The sequence below is a fragment of the Arthrobacter sp. PAMC 25486 genome, from assembly GCF_000785535.1.
Classification (GTDB): Bacteria; Actinomycetota; Actinomycetes; order Actinomycetales; family Micrococcaceae; genus Specibacter.
This window is the reverse complement of record NZ_CP007595.1, coordinates 100806-118552: the sequence shown is the minus strand read 5'-3', so window position 1 is coordinate 118552 and position 17747 is coordinate 100806. Positions and strand designations below refer to the sequence as shown.

Sequence of the window (17747 nt, the reverse complement as noted above, 5' to 3'; positions counted from 1 at the left end):
CGCGGTAGGCACGCGGCGGGGCGTGCATTGCTTACTCGAAAAACTTGGGCAGCTTGACGGGTTCGGTGGTGGACGGCGGTACATCGAAGCTGCGCAGCACCTGGCCCATCACCTGATTAAAGGTATACCCCTGCGTGACGCCGTAGATGTCGCCCTGCGGCCGCTGGACGGTAATGCCCACCACATACTGGGGATCCTCCATGGGTGCCATGCCGATGAAGGAGGCGGTGTAGCCGTCAAAACCCACCCCGTTGTCGGCGGGGGCTTCGGCGGTGCCGGTCTTGCCGCCGGTCCGGTAGCCGGGGATGCCGACCACCTTATAGTCGGCCATGGTGACAACGCCTTCAAGCATGTCGCGGGCGTCCTGGGCGGTTTTGGGGCTCAGCACCTTCACACCGGGGGCCTGCGGCAGCTTGTCCACTGTGCCGTCTGCCTTGGTGAAGGAGTCCACGATGGTGGGCTTGAGCCTGACACCGTCATTGGCCACCGTCTGGAAGACCATGGTGGTTTGCAGCGGGGTTTGGGCCACGCCCTGGCCAAACAGCACGGTGTACTGCTGGCGGCCGTCCCACGTGGGCCAGTCGGCGAGGATGCCGGGGCTTTCGCCCGGCAGCTGGATGCCTGTCTTTTCGCCGACACCGAACTTGCGCATGTAGTTGTAGCGCTGCTCCGGGGTGAGCTTGGAGCCGGCCTGGACGGTTCCGGTGTTCATGGAATCGGCGATGATGCCAGCCAGCGTGCGTTTCTCGGTACCGTGTTCGAAGGCGTCCGTAAACGTCTGCCCGTCGATCGTGTAGGACGGCTCCACCACGTACTGGCTCATGGGCGTTGCCAGGCCTTCTTCCACCAGGGCGGCGGCCGTCATGATCTTGCTGGTGGAGCCCGGTTCAACCACGGAGCTCACGGTGCGTGAACCGATGTTGGCCGGGTCTGCGGCGCCCACGTTGTTGGGGTCATAGGAGTCGCTGTCGGCCAGGGCAATGACCCTGCCTGTGGCAACTTCAATGACGGAAATGCTGGCCCATTGGGCGCTGTACTCTTCCTTCTGCTGCTGCGCGGCTTGTTGCGCGTAGTACTGGAGGTCCTTGTCGATGGTCAGTTGGACGGTTTGGCCGTCAATCGCGGGAACCGTGCGCACGGGTGCCGTGGGGATGATGATCCCGTTCTTGCCGGCCTGGTACGTCCTGGTGCCGTCCGTTCCGGTGAGCTTGTCGTTCATGGTCTGCTCAATGCCGGCCAGCGGGTTTCCGTCCGAGTCAACAAAACCCACGATGGGGCCACCCACGGCACCCGTGGGATAGACGCGCTTTGTGACTGCTTCGGAATAGATGCCGGGTATGCCCAGCTCGGCAACCGTTTTCTCCACCAGCGGGCTGACATCCTTGGTGATGTAGTTGAAGTTCTTGTCTCCCGTAGCGGCCGTCTTCACATCCTCAACAGGCAATCCCAGGACGTCGGCGAGTTGCTGGAGTCCCTCGTCGCTGGTGTATGTCACGGTCGTCGTCTTGCCGGTCTTCGGATCGGTGGTCCCGTGTTTGTACTCCGGGTACGCCTTGAAGTTAATCTGCGAGACGGTGATGTTGTAGCGGACAATGCTTTCCGCCAGGACGTTGCCCTTGGCGTCAATGATCTTTCCGCGCACAGCCGGGAGCGTCTGCACCACCATGCGCTGGTTTTCAGCAGCCTGGGCCATGTTGCCCGTATCCAGGCCCTGCACCATGACCAGGCGCCCCGCGATGACCAGCAAGGTGACCATCATGACGATGAAGCCCAGGCGCATGCGTCCGCGGCCAACTTTATTCAGTTCTTGGGCAGTTGCACCATGTGCTGACTGGGCGGAATTTTGTGCCACTGCTGTTCCTTGCTTTTTCGCTGTGCGCGTTGCCGTTGCCTGCTGTGGGCACGTTGTGTGGGTTAAAGACTAACTGTCCTTTTGGGCCGGGGCCGGGATGGTGCCGCCGTGGAGATCTGGTGTCACGGGTGCGGGCGGCACCTCGGCCACTGGAGCCTTGTCCTGCTGTTGCGCCGCTTTTTCGTCCTGGGCGGCAGTGGCTGCGGGACTCACCGGAGCATCTCCGGCAGCCTTGCTTTCGGCATTCGGGGTGACCGCAGGCGGTTTGTCGATGAGTGCCGGCGGAATGTTGACGAGACCCTTGGTGTCGGCCTTGGCGGGCTGCGGCGATCCGCTGACAGTCTTGGTCCGCACATCAATCTGGCCGGTGGTCCCGGCAGGGACCATGCCCAACGCAGCGGCGTTGGCAACTAGTTCCTGGGGTGCCGACTTGGCAGCAATTTCCTGCTCCAGCGATTGGTTGGCCTTGAGCAGGTCGGTCTGGTGGTTCTTCAATCCCACCAATTCGTACTGCCCCTTGGACACCGAGATGCTCATGACGAGAACCACTGCCAGGGCAGCAACAATCACCATGAAGAAGATCACCACCAGTTGCTGTCGGCCCCGCTTCGGGGTGGAAACCACAAGTGAGAGCGGGGTTCGGGGCTTGGTGCGCTCCGGCGCCGGGGTGTCTGGGACCAGATCAGGATCAAGCAGAGGCATCGTCAACGCGCGCGCACTCGTGCCCTCATTGATGGGAATGGTGCGTCGTGCTGCCTTGCTCATATGGCACTCCTGACCCTGATCTTTTCCACTGCCCGCAATCGTGCTGATGCGGCGCGGGGATTTTCTGCTATTTCTTCGGCTGTGGGAATTTCGGTGCCCTTGGTCAGCCGCTTCAAGGTGGGCTTGTGTTCTTCCAGTTCCACCGGGAAGCCTGCCGGGGCAGACGATGTTGAGCCGGCGGCAAAGACCGCCTTGACGATCTTGTCCTCCAGCGAGTGATAGGACATGACCACGGCCCGGCCGTGCAGCGCCAGTGCATCGACGGCCGCAGGGATGGCAGCTTCCAGGACGCTGAGTTCTTCATTGACTTCAATGCGCAGGGCCTGGAAGGTGCGTTTGGCCGGGTGTCCGCCGGTCCGTGCCGCACCGGCCGGGACCACGTTGCGGATGATGTCCACCAATTCACCGGTGCGGGTCAGCGGCGCCTTGTCCCGTGCGGCAACGATGTGGTTCGCAATGCGGCCGGCAAACTTTTCTTCGCCCCATTTGCGGATGATCCGCACGAGCTCTTCCTCGGAGTAGCTATTGACAACATCCGCGGCCGTCTGTCCACGGCTGGTGTCCATGCGCATGTCCAGGGGCGCGTCGAAGGAGTAGGCAAAACCCCTGTCCCGCTCATCCAACTGCAGGGACGAGACGCCCAGGTCCATCAAAATTCCATCAATCGCGGGAACGCCAAGATCGGCCAGGACCTCAGCAATCTCGTCATACACCGCGTGAACCAGGTCCGTGCGGTCCGCGAACTGTGCCAACCGCTCCCCTGCCAGGCCCAAGGCTTCGGTGTCCCGGTCGATGCCAATCAAATGAAGGTCGGGGTAGCGCTGCAGCATTGCTTCACTGTGGCCGCCCATGCCGAGGGTTGCATCAATGACAATGGGGGTACGCCCGGCCGCTCGTGCCACGTCAAAGGCAGGGGCAAGGAGGTTGATGCAGCGATCTTTTAGAACTGGAGTGTGGCGTTCGGACGTAGGTGGCGTGGGGTTTTCCGACGTCATCACGACTCCGTTTCTCTTCGGTCAAAACCGGGAGGGAAATTCTTATCCCCCGTGGCAATGCAATTCTTCGACTAATACTTGTTGCTGCTGTTGCTTGTTGCTCTTTTATGCTTTGGCCCAAACTGCCCCTTGCGTCGTTGCAAGGTGCTTTCTTGAACCAGATCCCCCTCCGCGCCACGCCGTACCACGCCTGGCACCGGGGAAGGTGAGCCAGGATTGGCCTTGCGGGGCGGCTGGAGATCTCATACAAGATCGCCGTCAGTGCCCAGGAAAGAGGTGCGAAACGTCTTACCTGCCGTGCTTGTTGCTGGTGTTGCCGGTAGTGCTGCTAGGGCCAGACCTGTTGGACGGCTTGCTAGTTGATGCCCGGGATGCCTTGTTCATCAGTTGCTGAGAACGCACCTTCCTTGGCGCTGAGGTACTGCGCCCAGGCTGCGGCATCCCAGATCTCTGCCCGGCTGCCGGCACCAATGACCACCAGTTCCTTCTCGAGACCTGCATACGCACGCAATGGTGCCGGAATGGTTACCCGGCCCTGCTTGTCAGGAACTTCGTCCGATGCTCCTGAAAGAAAGATTCGAATGTAGTCCCGGGCCGCCATGTTGGACAGTGGTGCATCCTGCATTTGGGCCAGAACTTTTTCAAACTCCCGTGCGCTGAAGACGTAAATGCAGTTTTCCTGGCCCTTGGTCAGGACAAGTCCACTGGAAAGTTCCTCCCGGAACTTTGCGGGAAGGATGATCCGGCCCTTCTCATCAAGGCGCGGAGAGTGTGTTCCGAGAAACATTCCCCACCACCTTAATTGTCGAGACCTGGAGACTCATCCAGCCCCATTCCCCTCCTACGTGCTCCACATTACTCCACAATCCTCCACCGTCAACTTCATTTGTGGGCGTGTTCGATGCAGTTCACATTAAAGATTGGCGCGATGCCGCGGTTTTCGGCAGGTGGACCATGGTGGAGGGAAAATTCCACCGCGGCGCGGCTTGTGCGGCCGGCGTTGACTCAAACACCCCTCGAAAGCACGTTTGGGGCGTCTGGAAGTCCTACTGTGGGGGAAAGTGGAGGCGATGGGGGCGCCCTGTGGAGCGGCTGGCGGGTCAGCCGGCGGGCCATCCTCGGCGCCGGTGCGCCACGCCCGGAACCGGCGGGCCACGATGGAAATTGATACTGGTCCCGCTTTCGGTACCCGGGATCCCGGCATCGAAAAGCGGGATCGGTGTCATTTCCTGCCACCGGACACACGTCCACCTCCGCACACTCCGATTGTGTGCAAAAAGGACGGCGTTCGCGGAAAAGGACGGTGTCCTACGCCCGTCTTTTTGCGCGAACGCCGTCCTTTTTGCACTGAAAGTGTCCGGTGGCACCACGAAAGTGAATCATGTCACGAAAAAAGCCCCCGGTTGGGGGCTCTTTGGCTTCGTGGTGGCGCTCCGCGGTGCGACTGTCCAATGGGGGGCTGACATTCGAGGCCGTGCGTTCAGTCCGCAGCGCGTTCCATCCGGCCAGCGAGTTCCGCCTTAGGCCGCAGGTCTCCGTTCAGGCACCATGTGCTGACCCGGGACGCGACTACTGCCAGCCACGGTCCACAGCTACTGTTCGCGTCGGCGCTCTTCCCACTTTTCTTCCAGGCCGTTCATGAAGCCGCTCTTTTGCTTGGCGCCGGCTCCGTGGCCCGTCTTGTTCACAGATTCTGCTTCGGCAGCAAACCGTGGCCGGGATATGGCCACGTAAACGCCGGCACCCATGACAAGGAAGCCCAGGATGCCTAGGACAATCAGGTGGGTTGCGACACCGCCCAACAGGACCAACAGTCCGGCGATGCCGATGAGCACACCAATGACGATGTTGCGTGTCGACATTGCTCGCGACGGTGCTGCTGACAGGGCGTGGGCAAATTTGGGATCTTCTTCGTGCAGCTGCTGCTCCAGTTGATCCAGCAGCCTCTGCTCGTGCTCAGAGAGGGGCATGACGACCTCCTTCAGGTCAGGGCCATCGGCGTCTTAACTCGTTAACGTTTCTTGCACTTCATTTAGTTCCCACGGCGCCCGCAGCATCTCCGGCACCCTCGCCGAATGCTGCAAACACCGTGAAAACCAACAAACTTGGAAGTCATCAATGAGTCAACTCCTACTACTAACAATAGGCTTGATTCCACTGAACTAAAAGCCGTGTCGCGAACCCCCGACATACTGCCAGGAAGGGCACATTTTTAGCGCAGCTCCGGCGGCTTCAACAGGCGGGCCGGGACAATTTTTGCGCTGCCAAAACGGGCCGCGATGGCATCACCCACCACCTCGGCGGTGCGGGAATTGTCTTCGCGCGGATCGAGGCTGAATTGCAGCGGGGCGCTGTCCACGGAATCCAGCCGTTCCACCCGGACCCCTATCAGGCGAACACTTTGCGGCCGCCGCCCCAAGGCCTGCAGCAGGGCCACGGCGCCCGCATAGATCTGCCCGGCACTGTCGGTTCCGGCACCGAGCGCCTTGGACCGGGTGATGGTGGAAAAGTCACTGTACTTAATCTTCAAGGCCAGGGTCCGCCCGCTGAGTCCTGCCTCACGGAGCCGGCCGGCCACCTTGTGTGCAAGTCTCAGCAGTTCCCGGGTGAGCAGTTCGTCGTCGAACGTGTCCTGCGCAAAAGTCTCCTCGGCACCGATGCTCTTTTCCTGGTGCCAGGACGTCACGGGCCGCGGGTCGATCCCCCAGGACAGCGCATGCAGCGCCGCCCCGGTGCTACCCAGCGCCTTTTGCAGGGAACTGACCGGCGTTGCCGCAACATCCGCCACGGTGAAGATGCCCAGCCGGGCAAGCACCTCCCGCGTTTTGGCACCCACACCCCACAACGCCTCAACCGGCAGCGTGTGCAGATACGCCACCGTCTGTTGCTTCTCGATCAGCAGCATGCCGTTGGGCTTGCACCTGGTCGAGGCGACCTTGGCAACAAACTTGCTGGCGGCAATGCCCACCGACGCCGTGATGCCAATTTCCGCGGCAATGCGCGTACGGATCAGCGCCCCAATTTCCAGCGGCGTGCCGAGCCTGCGCAGCGATCCGCTGATGTCCAGAAAAGCCTCATCCACGCTGAGCTGCTCAACCGTGTCGGTGATCGAATGAAAAACGGCCATGATCTGGGCCGAGACCTGCTGGTACAGCCCGTGTGTCGGGGCAATGACGACGGCGGAGGGCGCCATCCGCATGGCCGTCACCATGGGCATCGCCGACCGTACGCCAACGGCCCGCGCCTCGTAGGATGCGGAGAGCACCACCGAGCGGCCCTCGGGCTGGCCAACGATCACCATCTTTCCGATAAGTTCCGGGCGCGTGCGCAATTCGACGGTGACAAAGAACGCATCCATGTCTACATGCATGATGGTGCAGCCGTCCTGCACGGGCGTTGTGCCGTGTGGCGGAGGCTGGATGGGGTTCATGCTTCAATTCTAGTGAGCTGGCGGGCGCTTCACGAACATACTTTCGTGAGCCGCATAACAGGTGCCCCGGGGTGGCTGCCCAACATGGCTAAACTTAGTGCTGATGCCATCGCGTCCGCACCATTGACCCCACAGCAAGGACCCCTGAAAGCATGAACGCAACGCCTGTCCCCTCTGGCGCCACCATTGCTGCCGCCCATGATGCCTTCATTGCCGCCGTAGCCGAGACGTTGCATGACTTCCTGTCACAGAAACGTGAACTGATGGCCACGATTTCCCCGGCCACGCTGGTTCTTGTGGACTCGATCAAGACCCTTGTTACCGGTGGGAAGCGGATGCGGGCGTTGCTGTGTTACTGGGGTTGGCGCGGTGCCGGGGGCGCCCCGGATGCCCTGGCCATCGTTCAGGCCGGTGCTGCGTTGGAGCTGTTTCAGGCCGCAGCGTTGATTCACGACGACATCATTGACCGCTCCGACACCCGCCGCGGCGGTCCCAGTGTGCACCGTCAGTTCAGCACACTCCACAGTGACAGCGGCTGGGCCCTGGACGACGAACGTTTTGGGCATGCGGCAGCCATTTTGACAGGGGATCTTTGCCTGTCATTGAGTGAGGAAATGTTTGCCAGCATTGGGGCGGGTGCCGACAGCCGTGCCCGTGCCGTCTTTAACCTCATGCGCACCGAGGTCATGGCCGGGCAGTACCTGGATATTTTGGAAGAGGTGGCCGGGCCGTCCAAACCGCATGAGACCGCTGTGGCCCGCGCGTCGTCCATCATCCGTTTCAAGAGCGCGAAGTATTCATCCGAACATCCCCTGGTTTTGGGCGGCGCCCTGGCCGGGGCATCCAGGGAACTCCTCGCAGGTTACAGCGCCTTCGCACTGCCGCTGGGCGAGGCCTTCCAATTGCGCGACGACGTCCTGGGCGTGTTTGGCGACCCGGCCCAGACGGGCAAGCCGGCAGGCGATGACCTGCGCGAAGGCAAACGCACGGTGCTGGTGGGGCTCACGATTGACGGGGCAGGGGAAGCCGACCGCAGCTTTGTTGACAGCAACCTTGGCCGGCAGGACCTCAGCGATGAAGAGATCAGCCGCCTGTGCGCCATCATGGTTGACTCCGGGGCGTTGGCGCGCACGGAAGACATGATCACCGAGCTCAGCGACACTGCCTTTGCAGCCCTGGCCCAGCTGCCGATCGAGCCGTCCGTTGCCGGGGCGTTGTCGGCACTGGGCCAGGGAGCAGTTTCAAGGACTTCTTAGGCGCCTTACCAGCCCAGGGCTGAGGCGCGGCGGCGGATTTCGGTCTTGCGTCCCTCGCGGAGCGCGTCGATGGGGCGTCCGGGCAGTGACTCATCCGCTGTGAAGAGCCACTCAATGGCCTCTTCATCTTCAAAACCTGCGTCTTGCAGGACTGAGATGGTCCCACGCAGGCTTTCCAGGATGTGGTCCTCCACAATGAAGTCCGCCGGGACAGCCTTGATGTTGCGCTCCCCCACGCGTGCAGCCAGCAAGGAACCATCCTTGACAAGTGCGTGGACCTTGGTGACGGAGACGTCAAGCTTTTCGGCCACGTCGGGCAGGGGCAACCATTCATTAACTATGTTTTCAACTTTGCTCACCCTCAAAGGTTCCCACATATTGGGTCCGGGCGTATAAATATTGTGCCTAAATCCACAGGAACCGCCCACTTCTTCGGCATTTAGTGTAAATTCACACATAGTCACACTAGTAACATCATCCCCAATGGCATCATCTGTTACGGAAAATTGAGGTATCCACCCATGACTCCCCCACGCCCTCCATCAGCCACCGGCAAACAATTAGTAGCCGTTGCCACCGCAGCAATTCCTGTGGTTATGCTTTCTTCGCTGGCACTGGCCAGCCCGGCGGCAGCCGCCCCGGCCAAGGCTGAAATGAAACCGGCGGGCCTCCACGGCGCCCTTGACGGCCAAAAGGTCCTCGCCGCCGTGCAAGCCCGCACCCTCGGCAACAATATTTCGGCAGCAGCCGTTGCCAGTTCAGTGCCCCGCGCCGTCACCGCCATGAGCCCCGGCCAGCAAGCCTCTGTGAAGTCCATGCTGAGGGCACAATCCGCAACCGTACACACCGTGGTTGCAGGAGACACCGTCTCCGACATCGCGGCCAACTACGGCGTTTCAATGCAATCGGTGCTTGATCGCAACAAGATTTCAGCGGCCGGCCTGATCCACCCCGGCCAGCTCCTGACCATTTCCGGGTCAGAGACCGCCGCCGAGCCGGCAGCGGAAGCCGCGGCCACGTCGTCGTCGGACTACATCGTCAAGGCCGGGGACACGCTCAGCGGCATTGCTGCAGAGCAGGGCGTCGGCCTGTCGAGCTTGTTCTCCCTAAACGGTCTCACCGCAGATTCCGTGATCCATCCGGGTCAGGTCATCAAGGTCGGCGGGAGTGTTCCACCGGCACCCACCGAACAGCCCGCAGCCGACTCACAACAGAGTCCGGCCCCCTCCGCGAACTCCCATGTCATCAAGGCCGGCGACACCCTGTCTTCCATCGCCGCTGAGAACAATGTCAGCCTGGGCGCGCTGGTGGCCGCCAACAGTCTTGATGTGAAGGCACCCATCTACCCGGGCAAGACGCTGTCCATCCCCGGTGTGAACGCCGCCGCCAGCACCATCACGCCGATCACGGCCGTGCCCGAAACAGCACCCCCGGCAGACCCGGTGGAACTGACAGCGGAGCAGCAGGTGCCCAGCACTTTCCTGCACTATACCTACCCGCAGGCGGTGGTCAGTGACGCCAACAAGAACAAGGCGGCCTTGCTGGCGGCTCCCTCTCCCGACCGGGAGCAGATGAAGGAGATGGTGGCCCGCACAGCGGCCAGCATGGGTGTTGACCCGGCACTTGCCCTGGCGTTTGCCCAGCAGGAATCCGGCTTCAACCACCAGTCGGTGTCCCCGGCAAATGCCATCGGCACCATGCAGGTCATCCCCGACGCCGGAGACTGGGCCTCCGGGCTCGTGGGCCGGGACCTGAACCTGCTGGATCCCGAGGACAACGTCACGGCCGGTGTAGCCATCATCCGGGCGCTGCACCAGGGCGGAGTCGGCGAGGATACCGCCATTGCGGGCTACTACCAGGGCCAGTATTCGGTCAGCCTGTACGGCATGTTCCCCGACACCGCCAACTACGTTGCCGGCATCAAGGCCAACCGCGAACTGTTCCGCTAAACCCGACCGGGCATTCCGGCGCGGTCAACCCGCACCAAAGTACGCTCTCAACGAAAAGAGGCCCCGGCACGGTGTTGCTGGCGGCCCCTGCTCAATTCAACTCCTAAGCTGGAAGAGTGCAAGAAGTCTCCGCTGACCCGCTGATCGGGTCCACTGTCGATGGCCGCTACCTGGTGTTGTCCAAGGTGGCGGATGGTGGCATGTCCACGGTCTACCGCGCCAAGGACCTGCGGCTTGGGCGGAACATCGCGTTGAAGATCCTGCCCGCGAGCCTGGCCAATGACAAGGCGTTCATTGCGGCGCTCAGCAGCGAGGCAGCCAGTGCCGCCAGCCTGTCGCACCCCCACGTGGTGCAGATCCACGACCATGCGGTCAGCCCCGAGCATGCGTACCTGGTCTATGAATTCATTGACGGCCACACCCTGCGCACGGTCATTGATCAGCAGGGTCCGTTGAGCCCCCGTCACGCCCTTGACCTGCTGGATCCCGTTGTCGAGGGGCTGGCCGCCGCCCACAACGCGGGGATTGTGCACCGGGACGTCAAGCCCGAGAACGTGCTAATCTCCCGTCAGGGCTGGGTCAAGATCGGTGATTTTGGCTTGTCGCACGCCGTCAACGCCGCCAACCATACCGGCGAGTTGCTGGGCACCGTCCACTACCTTGCCCCCGAATTGGCCCTGCGCCAGGGCAGTGATGCGCGCAGTGACATTTATTCGGCCGGCATCATGCTCTATGAGCTGCTGACGGGCCGCAAGCCCTTCCACGGCAACCAGATCGCCGTCGCCACGGCCCAGGTCCATGAGGAGGTCCCGGCCCCGTCCCTGCTGGTTCCGGGCCTGCCCGCCGTCATGGATGAGCTGGTCCGCTACATGACCGAGAAGGATCCGGACCATCGCCCTGCCGACGGCGCCGCGCTGCTGGAGGATTTGCGCCACATCCGCCAAACCCTGAGCCCCGCCGAACTGGATTTTGGCGCCCCCGCCGCCGCTCCCCCACAGGCCGCAAATCCCGGCCACTTCACGGAAGTCATCTCCGTCCAGGACGCCACGAGTGTCATCTCCGCCCCCACTTTTCCCACTTCGGTGCTCCCCCTGCCCGCCAGTCTGTATCCCGATGGGATGGTGCAGGACAGGGACGACGGCGGACCCGGCGCCACCGCGCCCATCGCCGGCACCCTGGTCCCCGCCTCGGCAGACGAGCAGCCGGCGTTTAGGCTGTCCAAGCGCCAGGCTGCCAGTCTGGCCAAGGCCGACAAAAGGGAACAGGTCAGGGTGGCGTCCACCCCGCGGACGACGTTGGGACCTGCCCATCCCCGCCGCCGCGCGCTGCTGTGGACGGCGCTCGTGGTGTTCCTTGTCGTGCTCGCCGCAACGGCCGGCTGGTTCCTGGGCTTTGGCCCTGGCGCCCTGGCTGTCGTCCCTGACGTGCACAACAAAACCATCCCGCAGGCAACTGAGTTGCTCCGAACGGCCGGTTTTGAACAACTCCCCACGTCCGAGATCTTTGACGAAAAGGTAGCGGAAGGTTTCATCGTCGCCACCGACCCCACGGCTGGGGAATCGGTGCGCAAATTCAACTCAATTACCTTGCTGGTCTCCCGCGGACCGGTGCTTTATCCTGTGCCGCAACTGGTGGGCACAGCCCTTGCCGCCGCAACGACCGCCCTCACGGACGGCAGCCTGGCTGTGGGAGACGTGAGCGAGCATTACGACGAAAAGGTGCTGGCCGGCGTCGTGCTTAGCCAGGATCCGGCGGCGGGCAAGGAGTTCCGTGCCGGAACCACGGTCAACCTGGTGGTGTCGAAGGGGCCCAAGCCGGTGCCCGTCCCCGCTGTGACAGGCCTGGCCGAGGCCGACGCCGTTGCCGCACTGCAGGCAGTTGGCCTGGTCGCCGCTGTTGCCCCGGAGCAGCAGAACAGTGTGAGCGTGCCGGCCGGTGCTGTGCTGGCGCAGAGCCCCGAATCGGGTGACTTGAAGGCCGGGGACACCGTCACCCTGACCCTGTCCATGGGCCCGAAGATGATCGATGTGCCAAGCATGGTGGGCAAGCAGGTCGGCGCCGCCACCTCAGAATTGAAGGCGCTGGGCTTTGATGTCGAGGTGAAGAACCTGTTGGGTGGCTTCTTCGGCACCGTCCGCTTCCAGACGCCCAATGGCGGACAGGCCCCCGAAGGTTCCACGATCGTCCTGCAGGTCATCTAGCCACACGCGCTGGCAGGCCAAGACCAAACCCTCCTGCAGATAAGGGGTTGTTTTCACAGACGCTCCTGCAGATCCCGAGATCAGGGGTGTTTTGCGAATCCCTACCGCACGTCTTGCGGGCGGCTGTTGGAATACCCTGACCCGCCAGTGCGCTGCCCACATCTCCCGAGTGTCTGTTAAATAACCACGGCAGCAATCGCCGTGGGGGCAGACAATATGAACAGATGACGCCCCACAGGGGCGAATCATCTTATCTGCCCCCGAACATGCAACGCAACGACGGCGGCCCCCACATAGAAAGGTGAGGGCCGCCGTCGTGCATTGTGGGAGGGCGTGGGGACTAGACCGACTTGCGCAGTTCCTCGGAGACGAGGAACGCCATTTCCAGGGACTGCTTGTGGTTCAGGCGGGGGTCGCACACGGACTCGTAGCCGGTCAGGAATGCTTCCTGGTCGATGGGGTCGGCGCCGCCGAGGCACTCTGCGACGTCGTCGCCTGTCATCTCCACGTGCAGGCCGCCCGGGAACGTGCCTTGCCCCTGGTGGACCTCAAAGAAGCCGCGGACCTCGTCGATGACATCGTCAAAGTTGCGGGTCTTGTAGCCGTTGGGTGAGGTGACGGTGTTCCCGTGCATGGGGTCGGTGACCCAGAGGACCTGGGCACCTGAGGCGGTGACCTTCTCGACGAGGTTCGGCAGCTTTTCACGAATGTTCTTCGCACCCATCCGGGTGATGAACGTCAGCCGGCCGGGCTCGCGGTTCGGGTCAAGCTTCTCGATCAGCCGCAGCGCGTCGTCGGGGGACGTGGTGGGGCCAAGCTTCACACCGATGGGGTTGCGGACACGTGAGAGGAACTCAACGTGGGCCTGGTCGAGGTCGCGGGTGCGTTCACCGATCCACAGGAAGTGTGCCGAGGTGTCGTATGGCAGGCCGGTGCGTGAGTCGATGCGGGTCAGTGCACGCTCGTAGTCCAGCAGCAGGGCCTCGTGGCTGGCAAAGAACTCAACGGTCTTCAGCGCATCGAAGTCTGCGCCGCAGGACGCCATGAACTTAATGGCACTGTCGATGTCCTTGGCCAGGCGCTCGTAGCGGCTGTGCGCCGGGTTGGAGGTGAAGCCTCGGTTCCATTCATGCACGCTGCGCAGGTCGGCGAAACCGCCCTGCGTGAACGCGCGGATCAGGTTCAGCGTGGAAGCAGAGGTGTGGTACGCCTTGAGCATGCGCTCGGGGTTGTGCTGGCGGGATTCGGGGGTGAAGTCGAACCCGTTGACGATGTCTCCACGGTATGCCGGGAGGGTCACGCCGTCGCGCGTTTCATCATTGGAGGAACGCGGTTTGGCGAACTGGCCGGCCATGCGCCCCATCTTGATGACGGGCAACTGGGCGCCATAGGTCAGCACGACAGCCATCTGCAGGATGGTCTTGACGCGGGCGCTGATCTTGTCGGCTGTGGCGGCCTCGAAGGTTTCGGCACAGTCACCGCCCTGCAGCAGGAAGGCCTCACCCTGTGCGGCCTGGGCCAGGCGGGAACGCAGCACATCGACCTCGCCGGCAAACACCAGCGGGGGGACGGAGGAAAGCTCCTTGACCGTGGAGGCAAAGGACGGGTGCTCGGACCAGGTGGGCTGCTGCGCAATGGTCAGTTCGCGCCAGTCGTCAAGGCCTGGGTAGACGGCGGCACCGGGGACGGAGATTGCGGCAGCGGGTGCGGGAGCAGCGTTGAAAGTTAGATCAGTCACCCCTTAAGCCTATCCCTGAAAGGGGCGCCCCACTAACCAGTCCATTGCATGAGACAACGACGCTCTCCTAGTCAGCGTCGCCTTCCGGCTTCGGCTCGTCCTTTTTTGCACCAATGACGGTCACCGCGCCGGGGGCAATGACCGCTTGTGGGTCGATCCGCACGGCGTCAGCCGTGTTTTTGCCAGTCTTGTCGGCGGCCATCTTGTCCTTGACAGTGGTGGCGTAGGAGTCCACATATTCCTGGCCGGAAAGGCGCATGAGCTCGTACATGATCTCGTCCGTCACGGAGCGCTGGACGAACCTGTCATCGGCCATGCCCTGGTAGCGGCTGAAGTCCATGGGTTCACCAAAGATGACACCGAGGCGGCGGATGGTGGGGATGCGCCGGCCGATGGGCTGGACCTTGTCGGTGCCGATCATGGCGACCGGGATGACGGGAACGTTGGCGCTCAGGACAAGTTTGGCCACGCCAACCTTGCCGCGGTAAAGCCTGCCGTCGGGGCTGCGGGTGCCCTCCGGATAAATGCCCAACAGGCCGCCACCTTTAAGCACGTCAACGCCCGTGTCCAGGGAGCCTGCCGAGGCGGCGCCGCCGGAGCGGTCCATGGGCAGCTGGTTCGTGAGCTTGAAGAAGGCGGCCGTCAGCCGGCCCTTGATGCCGCGGCCGGTGAAGTAGTCGCTCTTGGCCAAAAACACCACGGGCCGCGGGACCATCAAGGGCATGAAGATGGAATCGGAAAATGACAGGTGGTTGCTGGCCAGCACGGCGGGGCCATCCACAGGCAGGTTGTCCAGGCCCTTCGTCCAGGGCCGGAATAGCACCTTAAGGACAGGGCCAAGAAAAATCTTCTTCAATACCCAATAGATCATGGTGGTGCTTCTCCTCGTGGCGCCGGGTGGCCAACTATCCCGGTTCAGTGCTGTGCCCCGCTGTGGGCTTAACAACAGTAGTCTAGTGAAAGCTAAACATTACAGCGGCAGGAAGGGCTCACCAGCATGGCGCAATCTTTTGCTTCCCCGGCATCGTTCCGTTCTCAGGGACGCGGAGACCTGGCCCGGGTGGGTGTGGCCGTGTGCCATGGCTTCACCGGCTCCCCCGTCAGCATGCGAGCCTGGAGCGAACACCTGGCCGACGCCGGCTTTGCCGTGAACATGCCGCTGCTGGCGGGCCACGGCACCTCCTGGCAGGAATTATCCAAGACACCCTGGGAGCATTGGTACAGGGATTTCGAAGCCGCGTACCTGGAATTGGCCGCCCGCTGCGACACCGTTTTTGTCGCCGGCATGTCCATGGGCGGCGCCCTGGCCCTGCGCGTGGCAGCACTGCACCCCGTAGCCGGCATTGCCGTGGTCAACCCGGGCCTGACCTTTGATGACCCGCGGGCCAAGTACTCGGGGCTGCTCAAGCATGTGATCAAGAGCGTGCCGGCCATTGGCGATGACATCAAGGTGCCCGGGATCAGCGAAGGCGCCTACACCCGCACCCCTGTTGCTGCGGTCCACGAACTGTCCCAACTGTTCACCGACACCATTTCCCTGCTGCCCCGCATCACAGCACCCACCGTCGTGTTCCGGTCGACCGTGGACCATGTGGTTCCCGATTCAAGCCTTGAGATTCTGCAGCAGCGCATTGGCAGCACCGACGTTCAGGTGATCTCCCTGGAAAACAGTTACCATGTAGCCACCGTGGACAACGACGCGCCGCTGATCTTTTCCGAGTCTGCGGACTTCTTTCGAAGGAACCTTCATGCAATCTGACCCCGGAGCGGGCGTGCCGCACACCGGCGGAAACGACGACGAGGTGTGGCGTGACCTGGTGGCGCGCCTGGAAGAACCCGACGACGCATTCCTGGACAGCCCGCAGTCTCTGCCCGACGCCGACACGGACACTGACCCCCACGCCGACGCCGGGAGTGGCGTGCCAACTGGCACCGATACGAAAAACAATGACCCGAAGAGCGTCACTGATTTTGATCCGCTCGGTGTCTGGCAGCAGTTGTCCGGGCCGGCACCTCACGAACCTGCGGCGCCCGGGCAGCGGGGGGATTCCGACTTTGGCCCCCGCGATTATGCGGTGGAGGACGACGAAGGCGAGTTTGTTCCGGAGGAACTTCCCAGCCTGAGCCAGTCCGATCCAGCCATCATGGCGTCCTGGATCGGAGCCGCAGGCGGGCCGCTATTCCTGGTCTTTTCAGCCATTTTTTGGCGCCAGGCCCCCCTGCTGCTGGTCATAGCCGTCATTGTCGCCTTCATTGCCGGCACCGGCTACCTGCTGTACCGGCTGCCCAACCACCGCGACCACGACAGTGGCGACGGCGCCGTCGTCTAGGCCGTCGCTGTTCCGTGTCCTAGTCCTTCTTCTGGGCAGCTAGGCTTGCGCGGCCGGGCGGCCCTGGCCAGCCGTCAAGCGTCAGCGTCAAGCGTCAGCGTCAGCGTCAGCAGTCAAGCGTTGGCGGGCCAGGTCCGCGGCCCCGACCAAGCCCGCCACCGGCCCCAGCTGGGCCGCCGTGATAAGTGCCTCCTGGCGGTAACCGCGCCCCGTCAGGTTTCGTGAAAAAGCACGACGCGCGGGCTCAAAAATGAGGTCCCCCGCGGCACTGAGTCCGCCTCCCACGATGAAAAGTGCCGGGTCAAGTGCCGCCGCCAGGTTGGCTATGCCCAGGCCGAGCCAGTCACCCACCTCGGCAACCAGTTCCATGGCCGTTGGCTCACCCGCCAGGGCAAGTTCCGTGACCACGTTCCCGGTGATCTCCTTGTGCCTGCCACCAACGGCCGTCAGGAGCCCTGCCGCCATGGGCGATTGCTTCTTGGCCAGCTCCCGGCCCTCACGGCCCAGTGCATTCCCTGAGGCGTACTGTTCCCAGCAGCCCCGGTTGCCGCACTCGCACCGGTGCCCTCCGGGCATGATGATCTGATGCCCAAACTCCCCCGCCATGCCAAAGCTGCCACGCTCGATGCGTCCGTCAATCATCAGGGCGCCGCCAATTCCTGTGCCCAGTGTCAGCATGATGAGCCGGTTGTGGCTGCGGCCCGCGCCAAACCGCCATTCCGCCCACGCCGCAGCATCGGCATCATTGCTGATCAACACGGGGCGTTGCAGCAAGGTCTCCATGGTGTCCCTCAGTGGTTCGTCACGCCAAGCCAGATGAGGGCTGAACACCACGTTGTCTCCGGCGAGATCCATCCAACCGGCAGCCCCGATGCCCACGGCGCCGATGTCATGGCGGGCGGCCAGTTCAGCGACCAGCTCCACGATGACCTGCTCAACAGCGCGGGCGTCACGTCCCGGCGTCGAACGTCTTAATTCGGCCAATATTTCGCCGTCACCATTGACAACGCCGGCGGCAACTTTTGTCCCACCAATGTCGATGCCAATGGCCAGAGGTTGCTGAGCGCCACGGACTGGACCTGAAGCGGCACTGTCAATAGTTGCGGGATGAATTGCAGGGAACGGTAAGACCATGGTTTCGAGTCTAGTTGTCCTCGTGGCGCGGTCTGCTCAAATTGAAACTGTGAGCTGGACAACATAATGTTACTCATCAGTAACAAAATGTTCCCGC

Annotated in this window: 15 protein-coding genes; 5 read left to right on the top strand and 10 right to left on the bottom strand. The window is 62.6% G+C overall.

From position 1 onward, the window contains the following. Positions 1-31: 31 nt before the first annotated feature. From art_RS00535 to dinB, 6 genes are all read right to left on the bottom strand, one after another. Positions 32-1852, bottom strand: a complete 1821-nt coding sequence (locus art_RS00535) for a peptidoglycan D,D-transpeptidase FtsI family protein (protein WP_367643750.1) — start codon at positions 1850-1852, stop codon at positions 32-34. A 69-nt stretch (positions 1853-1921) separates the two neighbouring features. After that, a complete protein-coding gene (locus art_RS00530) occupies positions 1922-2617 on the bottom strand; it encodes a hypothetical protein (protein WP_038461817.1) in 696 nt (231 codons plus the stop codon). After that, the gene (gene rsmH / locus art_RS00525) at positions 2614-3612 is read right to left on the bottom strand and encodes a 16S rRNA (cytosine(1402)-N(4))-methyltransferase RsmH (protein WP_038461814.1); all 999 of its coding nucleotides are present in this window, start codon (positions 3610-3612) and stop codon (positions 2614-2616) included. Before rsmH ends, art_RS00530 begins: the two co-directional genes overlap by 4 nt. 355 nt (positions 3613-3967) lie before the next feature. Beyond that, the gene (gene mraZ / locus art_RS00520) at positions 3968-4399 is read right to left on the bottom strand and encodes a division/cell wall cluster transcriptional repressor MraZ (RefSeq protein ID WP_038461811.1); all 432 of its coding nucleotides are present in this window, start codon (positions 4397-4399) and stop codon (positions 3968-3970) included. A gap of 805 nt (positions 4400-5204) precedes the next feature. Beyond that, on the bottom strand, positions 5205-5582 hold the full coding sequence (locus art_RS00515) for a DUF3040 domain-containing protein (protein ID WP_038461806.1): 378 nt from the start codon (positions 5580-5582) through the stop codon (positions 5205-5207). A 242-nt stretch (positions 5583-5824) separates the two neighbouring features. After that, on the bottom strand, positions 5825-7042 hold the full coding sequence (gene dinB, locus art_RS00510; RefSeq protein WP_052135841.1) for a DNA polymerase IV: 1218 nt from the start codon (positions 7040-7042) through the stop codon (positions 5825-5827). 152 nt (positions 7043-7194) lie between these two features. Here dinB and art_RS00505 point away from each other — a divergent pair, with 152 nt between their 5' ends. Beyond that, positions 7195-8298 carry a polyprenyl synthetase family protein gene (locus art_RS00505; RefSeq protein WP_052135840.1) on the top strand — a complete coding sequence of 368 codons (1104 nt, stop codon included), beginning with the start codon at positions 7195-7197 and terminating at the stop codon, positions 8296-8298. 5 nt (positions 8299-8303) lie between these two features. On the opposite strand, the gene art_RS00500 is transcribed toward art_RS00505, so the two are convergent. Then, positions 8304-8657: an Rv2175c family DNA-binding protein gene (locus tag art_RS00500; protein WP_038461804.1), complete on the bottom strand. Its 354-nt coding sequence runs from the start codon at positions 8655-8657 to the stop codon at positions 8304-8306. Between the two features lie 162 nt (positions 8658-8819). Here art_RS00500 and art_RS00495 point away from each other — a divergent pair, with 162 nt between their 5' ends. Both art_RS00495 and pknB read left to right on the top strand, forming a co-directional pair. After that, on the top strand, positions 8820-10247 hold the full coding sequence (locus art_RS00495) for a LysM peptidoglycan-binding domain-containing protein (RefSeq protein ID WP_038461801.1): 1428 nt from the start codon (positions 8820-8822) through the stop codon (positions 10245-10247). A gap of 116 nt (positions 10248-10363) precedes the next feature. Beyond that, a complete protein-coding gene (gene pknB / locus art_RS00490) occupies positions 10364-12448 on the top strand; it encodes a Stk1 family PASTA domain-containing Ser/Thr kinase (RefSeq protein WP_038461798.1) in 2085 nt (694 codons plus the stop codon). Between the two features lie 340 nt (positions 12449-12788). Here the strand turns inward: pknB and art_RS00485 are convergent, their stop codons facing one another. Then, a complete protein-coding gene (locus tag art_RS00485; protein ID WP_038461795.1) occupies positions 12789-14186 on the bottom strand; it encodes a class II 3-deoxy-7-phosphoheptulonate synthase in 1398 nt (465 codons plus the stop codon). Positions 14187-14253: 67 nt separating this feature from the next. After that, positions 14254-15057 (bottom strand): 1-acyl-sn-glycerol-3-phosphate acyltransferase, encoded by an 804-nt coding sequence (locus art_RS00480; protein WP_038461792.1) that lies wholly within the window; start codon positions 15055-15057, stop codon positions 14254-14256. A gap of 126 nt (positions 15058-15183) precedes the next feature. On the opposite strand from art_RS00480, the gene art_RS00475 reads away from it, so the two are divergent. Both art_RS00475 and art_RS00470 read left to right on the top strand, forming a co-directional pair. Next, complete coding sequence (locus tag art_RS00475; RefSeq protein ID WP_038461789.1) at positions 15184-15945, top strand: carboxylesterase; 762 nt, start codon at positions 15184-15186, stop codon at positions 15943-15945. After that, on the top strand, positions 15935-16516 hold the full coding sequence (locus art_RS00470) for a hypothetical protein (protein WP_052135839.1): 582 nt from the start codon (positions 15935-15937) through the stop codon (positions 16514-16516). Before art_RS00475 ends, art_RS00470 begins: the two co-directional genes overlap by 11 nt. 87 nt (positions 16517-16603) lie before the next feature. On the opposite strand, the gene art_RS00465 is transcribed toward art_RS00470, so the two are convergent. Then, the gene (locus tag art_RS00465) at positions 16604-17650 is read right to left on the bottom strand and encodes an ROK family glucokinase (RefSeq protein ID WP_052135838.1); all 1047 of its coding nucleotides are present in this window, start codon (positions 17648-17650) and stop codon (positions 16604-16606) included. Positions 17651-17747 lie beyond the last annotated feature (97 nt).

Bases quoted from the DNA above. Each gene is read 5' to 3' on its own strand.
- art_RS00530 (WP_038461817.1), bottom strand. From the start codon at position 2,617: ATGAGCAAGGCAGCACGACGCACCATTCCCATCAATGAGGGCACGAGT.
- art_RS00465 (WP_052135838.1), bottom strand. From the start codon at position 17,650: ATGGTCTTACCGTTCCCTGCAATTCATCCCGCAACTATTGACAGTGCC.
- art_RS00470 (WP_052135839.1), top strand. From the start codon at position 15,935: ATGCAATCTGACCCCGGAGCGGGCGTGCCGCACACCGGCGGAAACGAC.
- art_RS00515 (WP_038461806.1), bottom strand. From the start codon at position 5,582: ATGCCCCTCTCTGAGCACGAGCAGAGGCTGCTGGATCAACTGGAGCAG.
- art_RS00495 (WP_038461801.1), top strand. From the start codon at position 8,820: ATGACTCCCCCACGCCCTCCATCAGCCACCGGCAAACAATTAGTAGCC.
- mraZ (WP_038461811.1), bottom strand. From the start codon at position 4,399: ATGTTTCTCGGAACACACTCTCCGCGCCTTGATGAGAAGGGCCGGATC.
- dinB (WP_052135841.1), bottom strand. From the start codon at position 7,042: ATGAACCCCATCCAGCCTCCGCCACACGGCACAACGCCCGTGCAGGAC.
- art_RS00480 (WP_038461792.1), bottom strand. From the start codon at position 15,057: ATGATCTATTGGGTATTGAAGAAGATTTTTCTTGGCCCTGTCCTTAAG.
- rsmH (WP_038461814.1), bottom strand. From the start codon at position 3,612: ATGACGTCGGAAAACCCCACGCCACCTACGTCCGAACGCCACACTCCA.
- art_RS00475 (WP_038461789.1), top strand. From the start codon at position 15,184: ATGGCGCAATCTTTTGCTTCCCCGGCATCGTTCCGTTCTCAGGGACGC.
- art_RS00505 (WP_052135840.1), top strand. From the start codon at position 7,195: ATGAACGCAACGCCTGTCCCCTCTGGCGCCACCATTGCTGCCGCCCAT.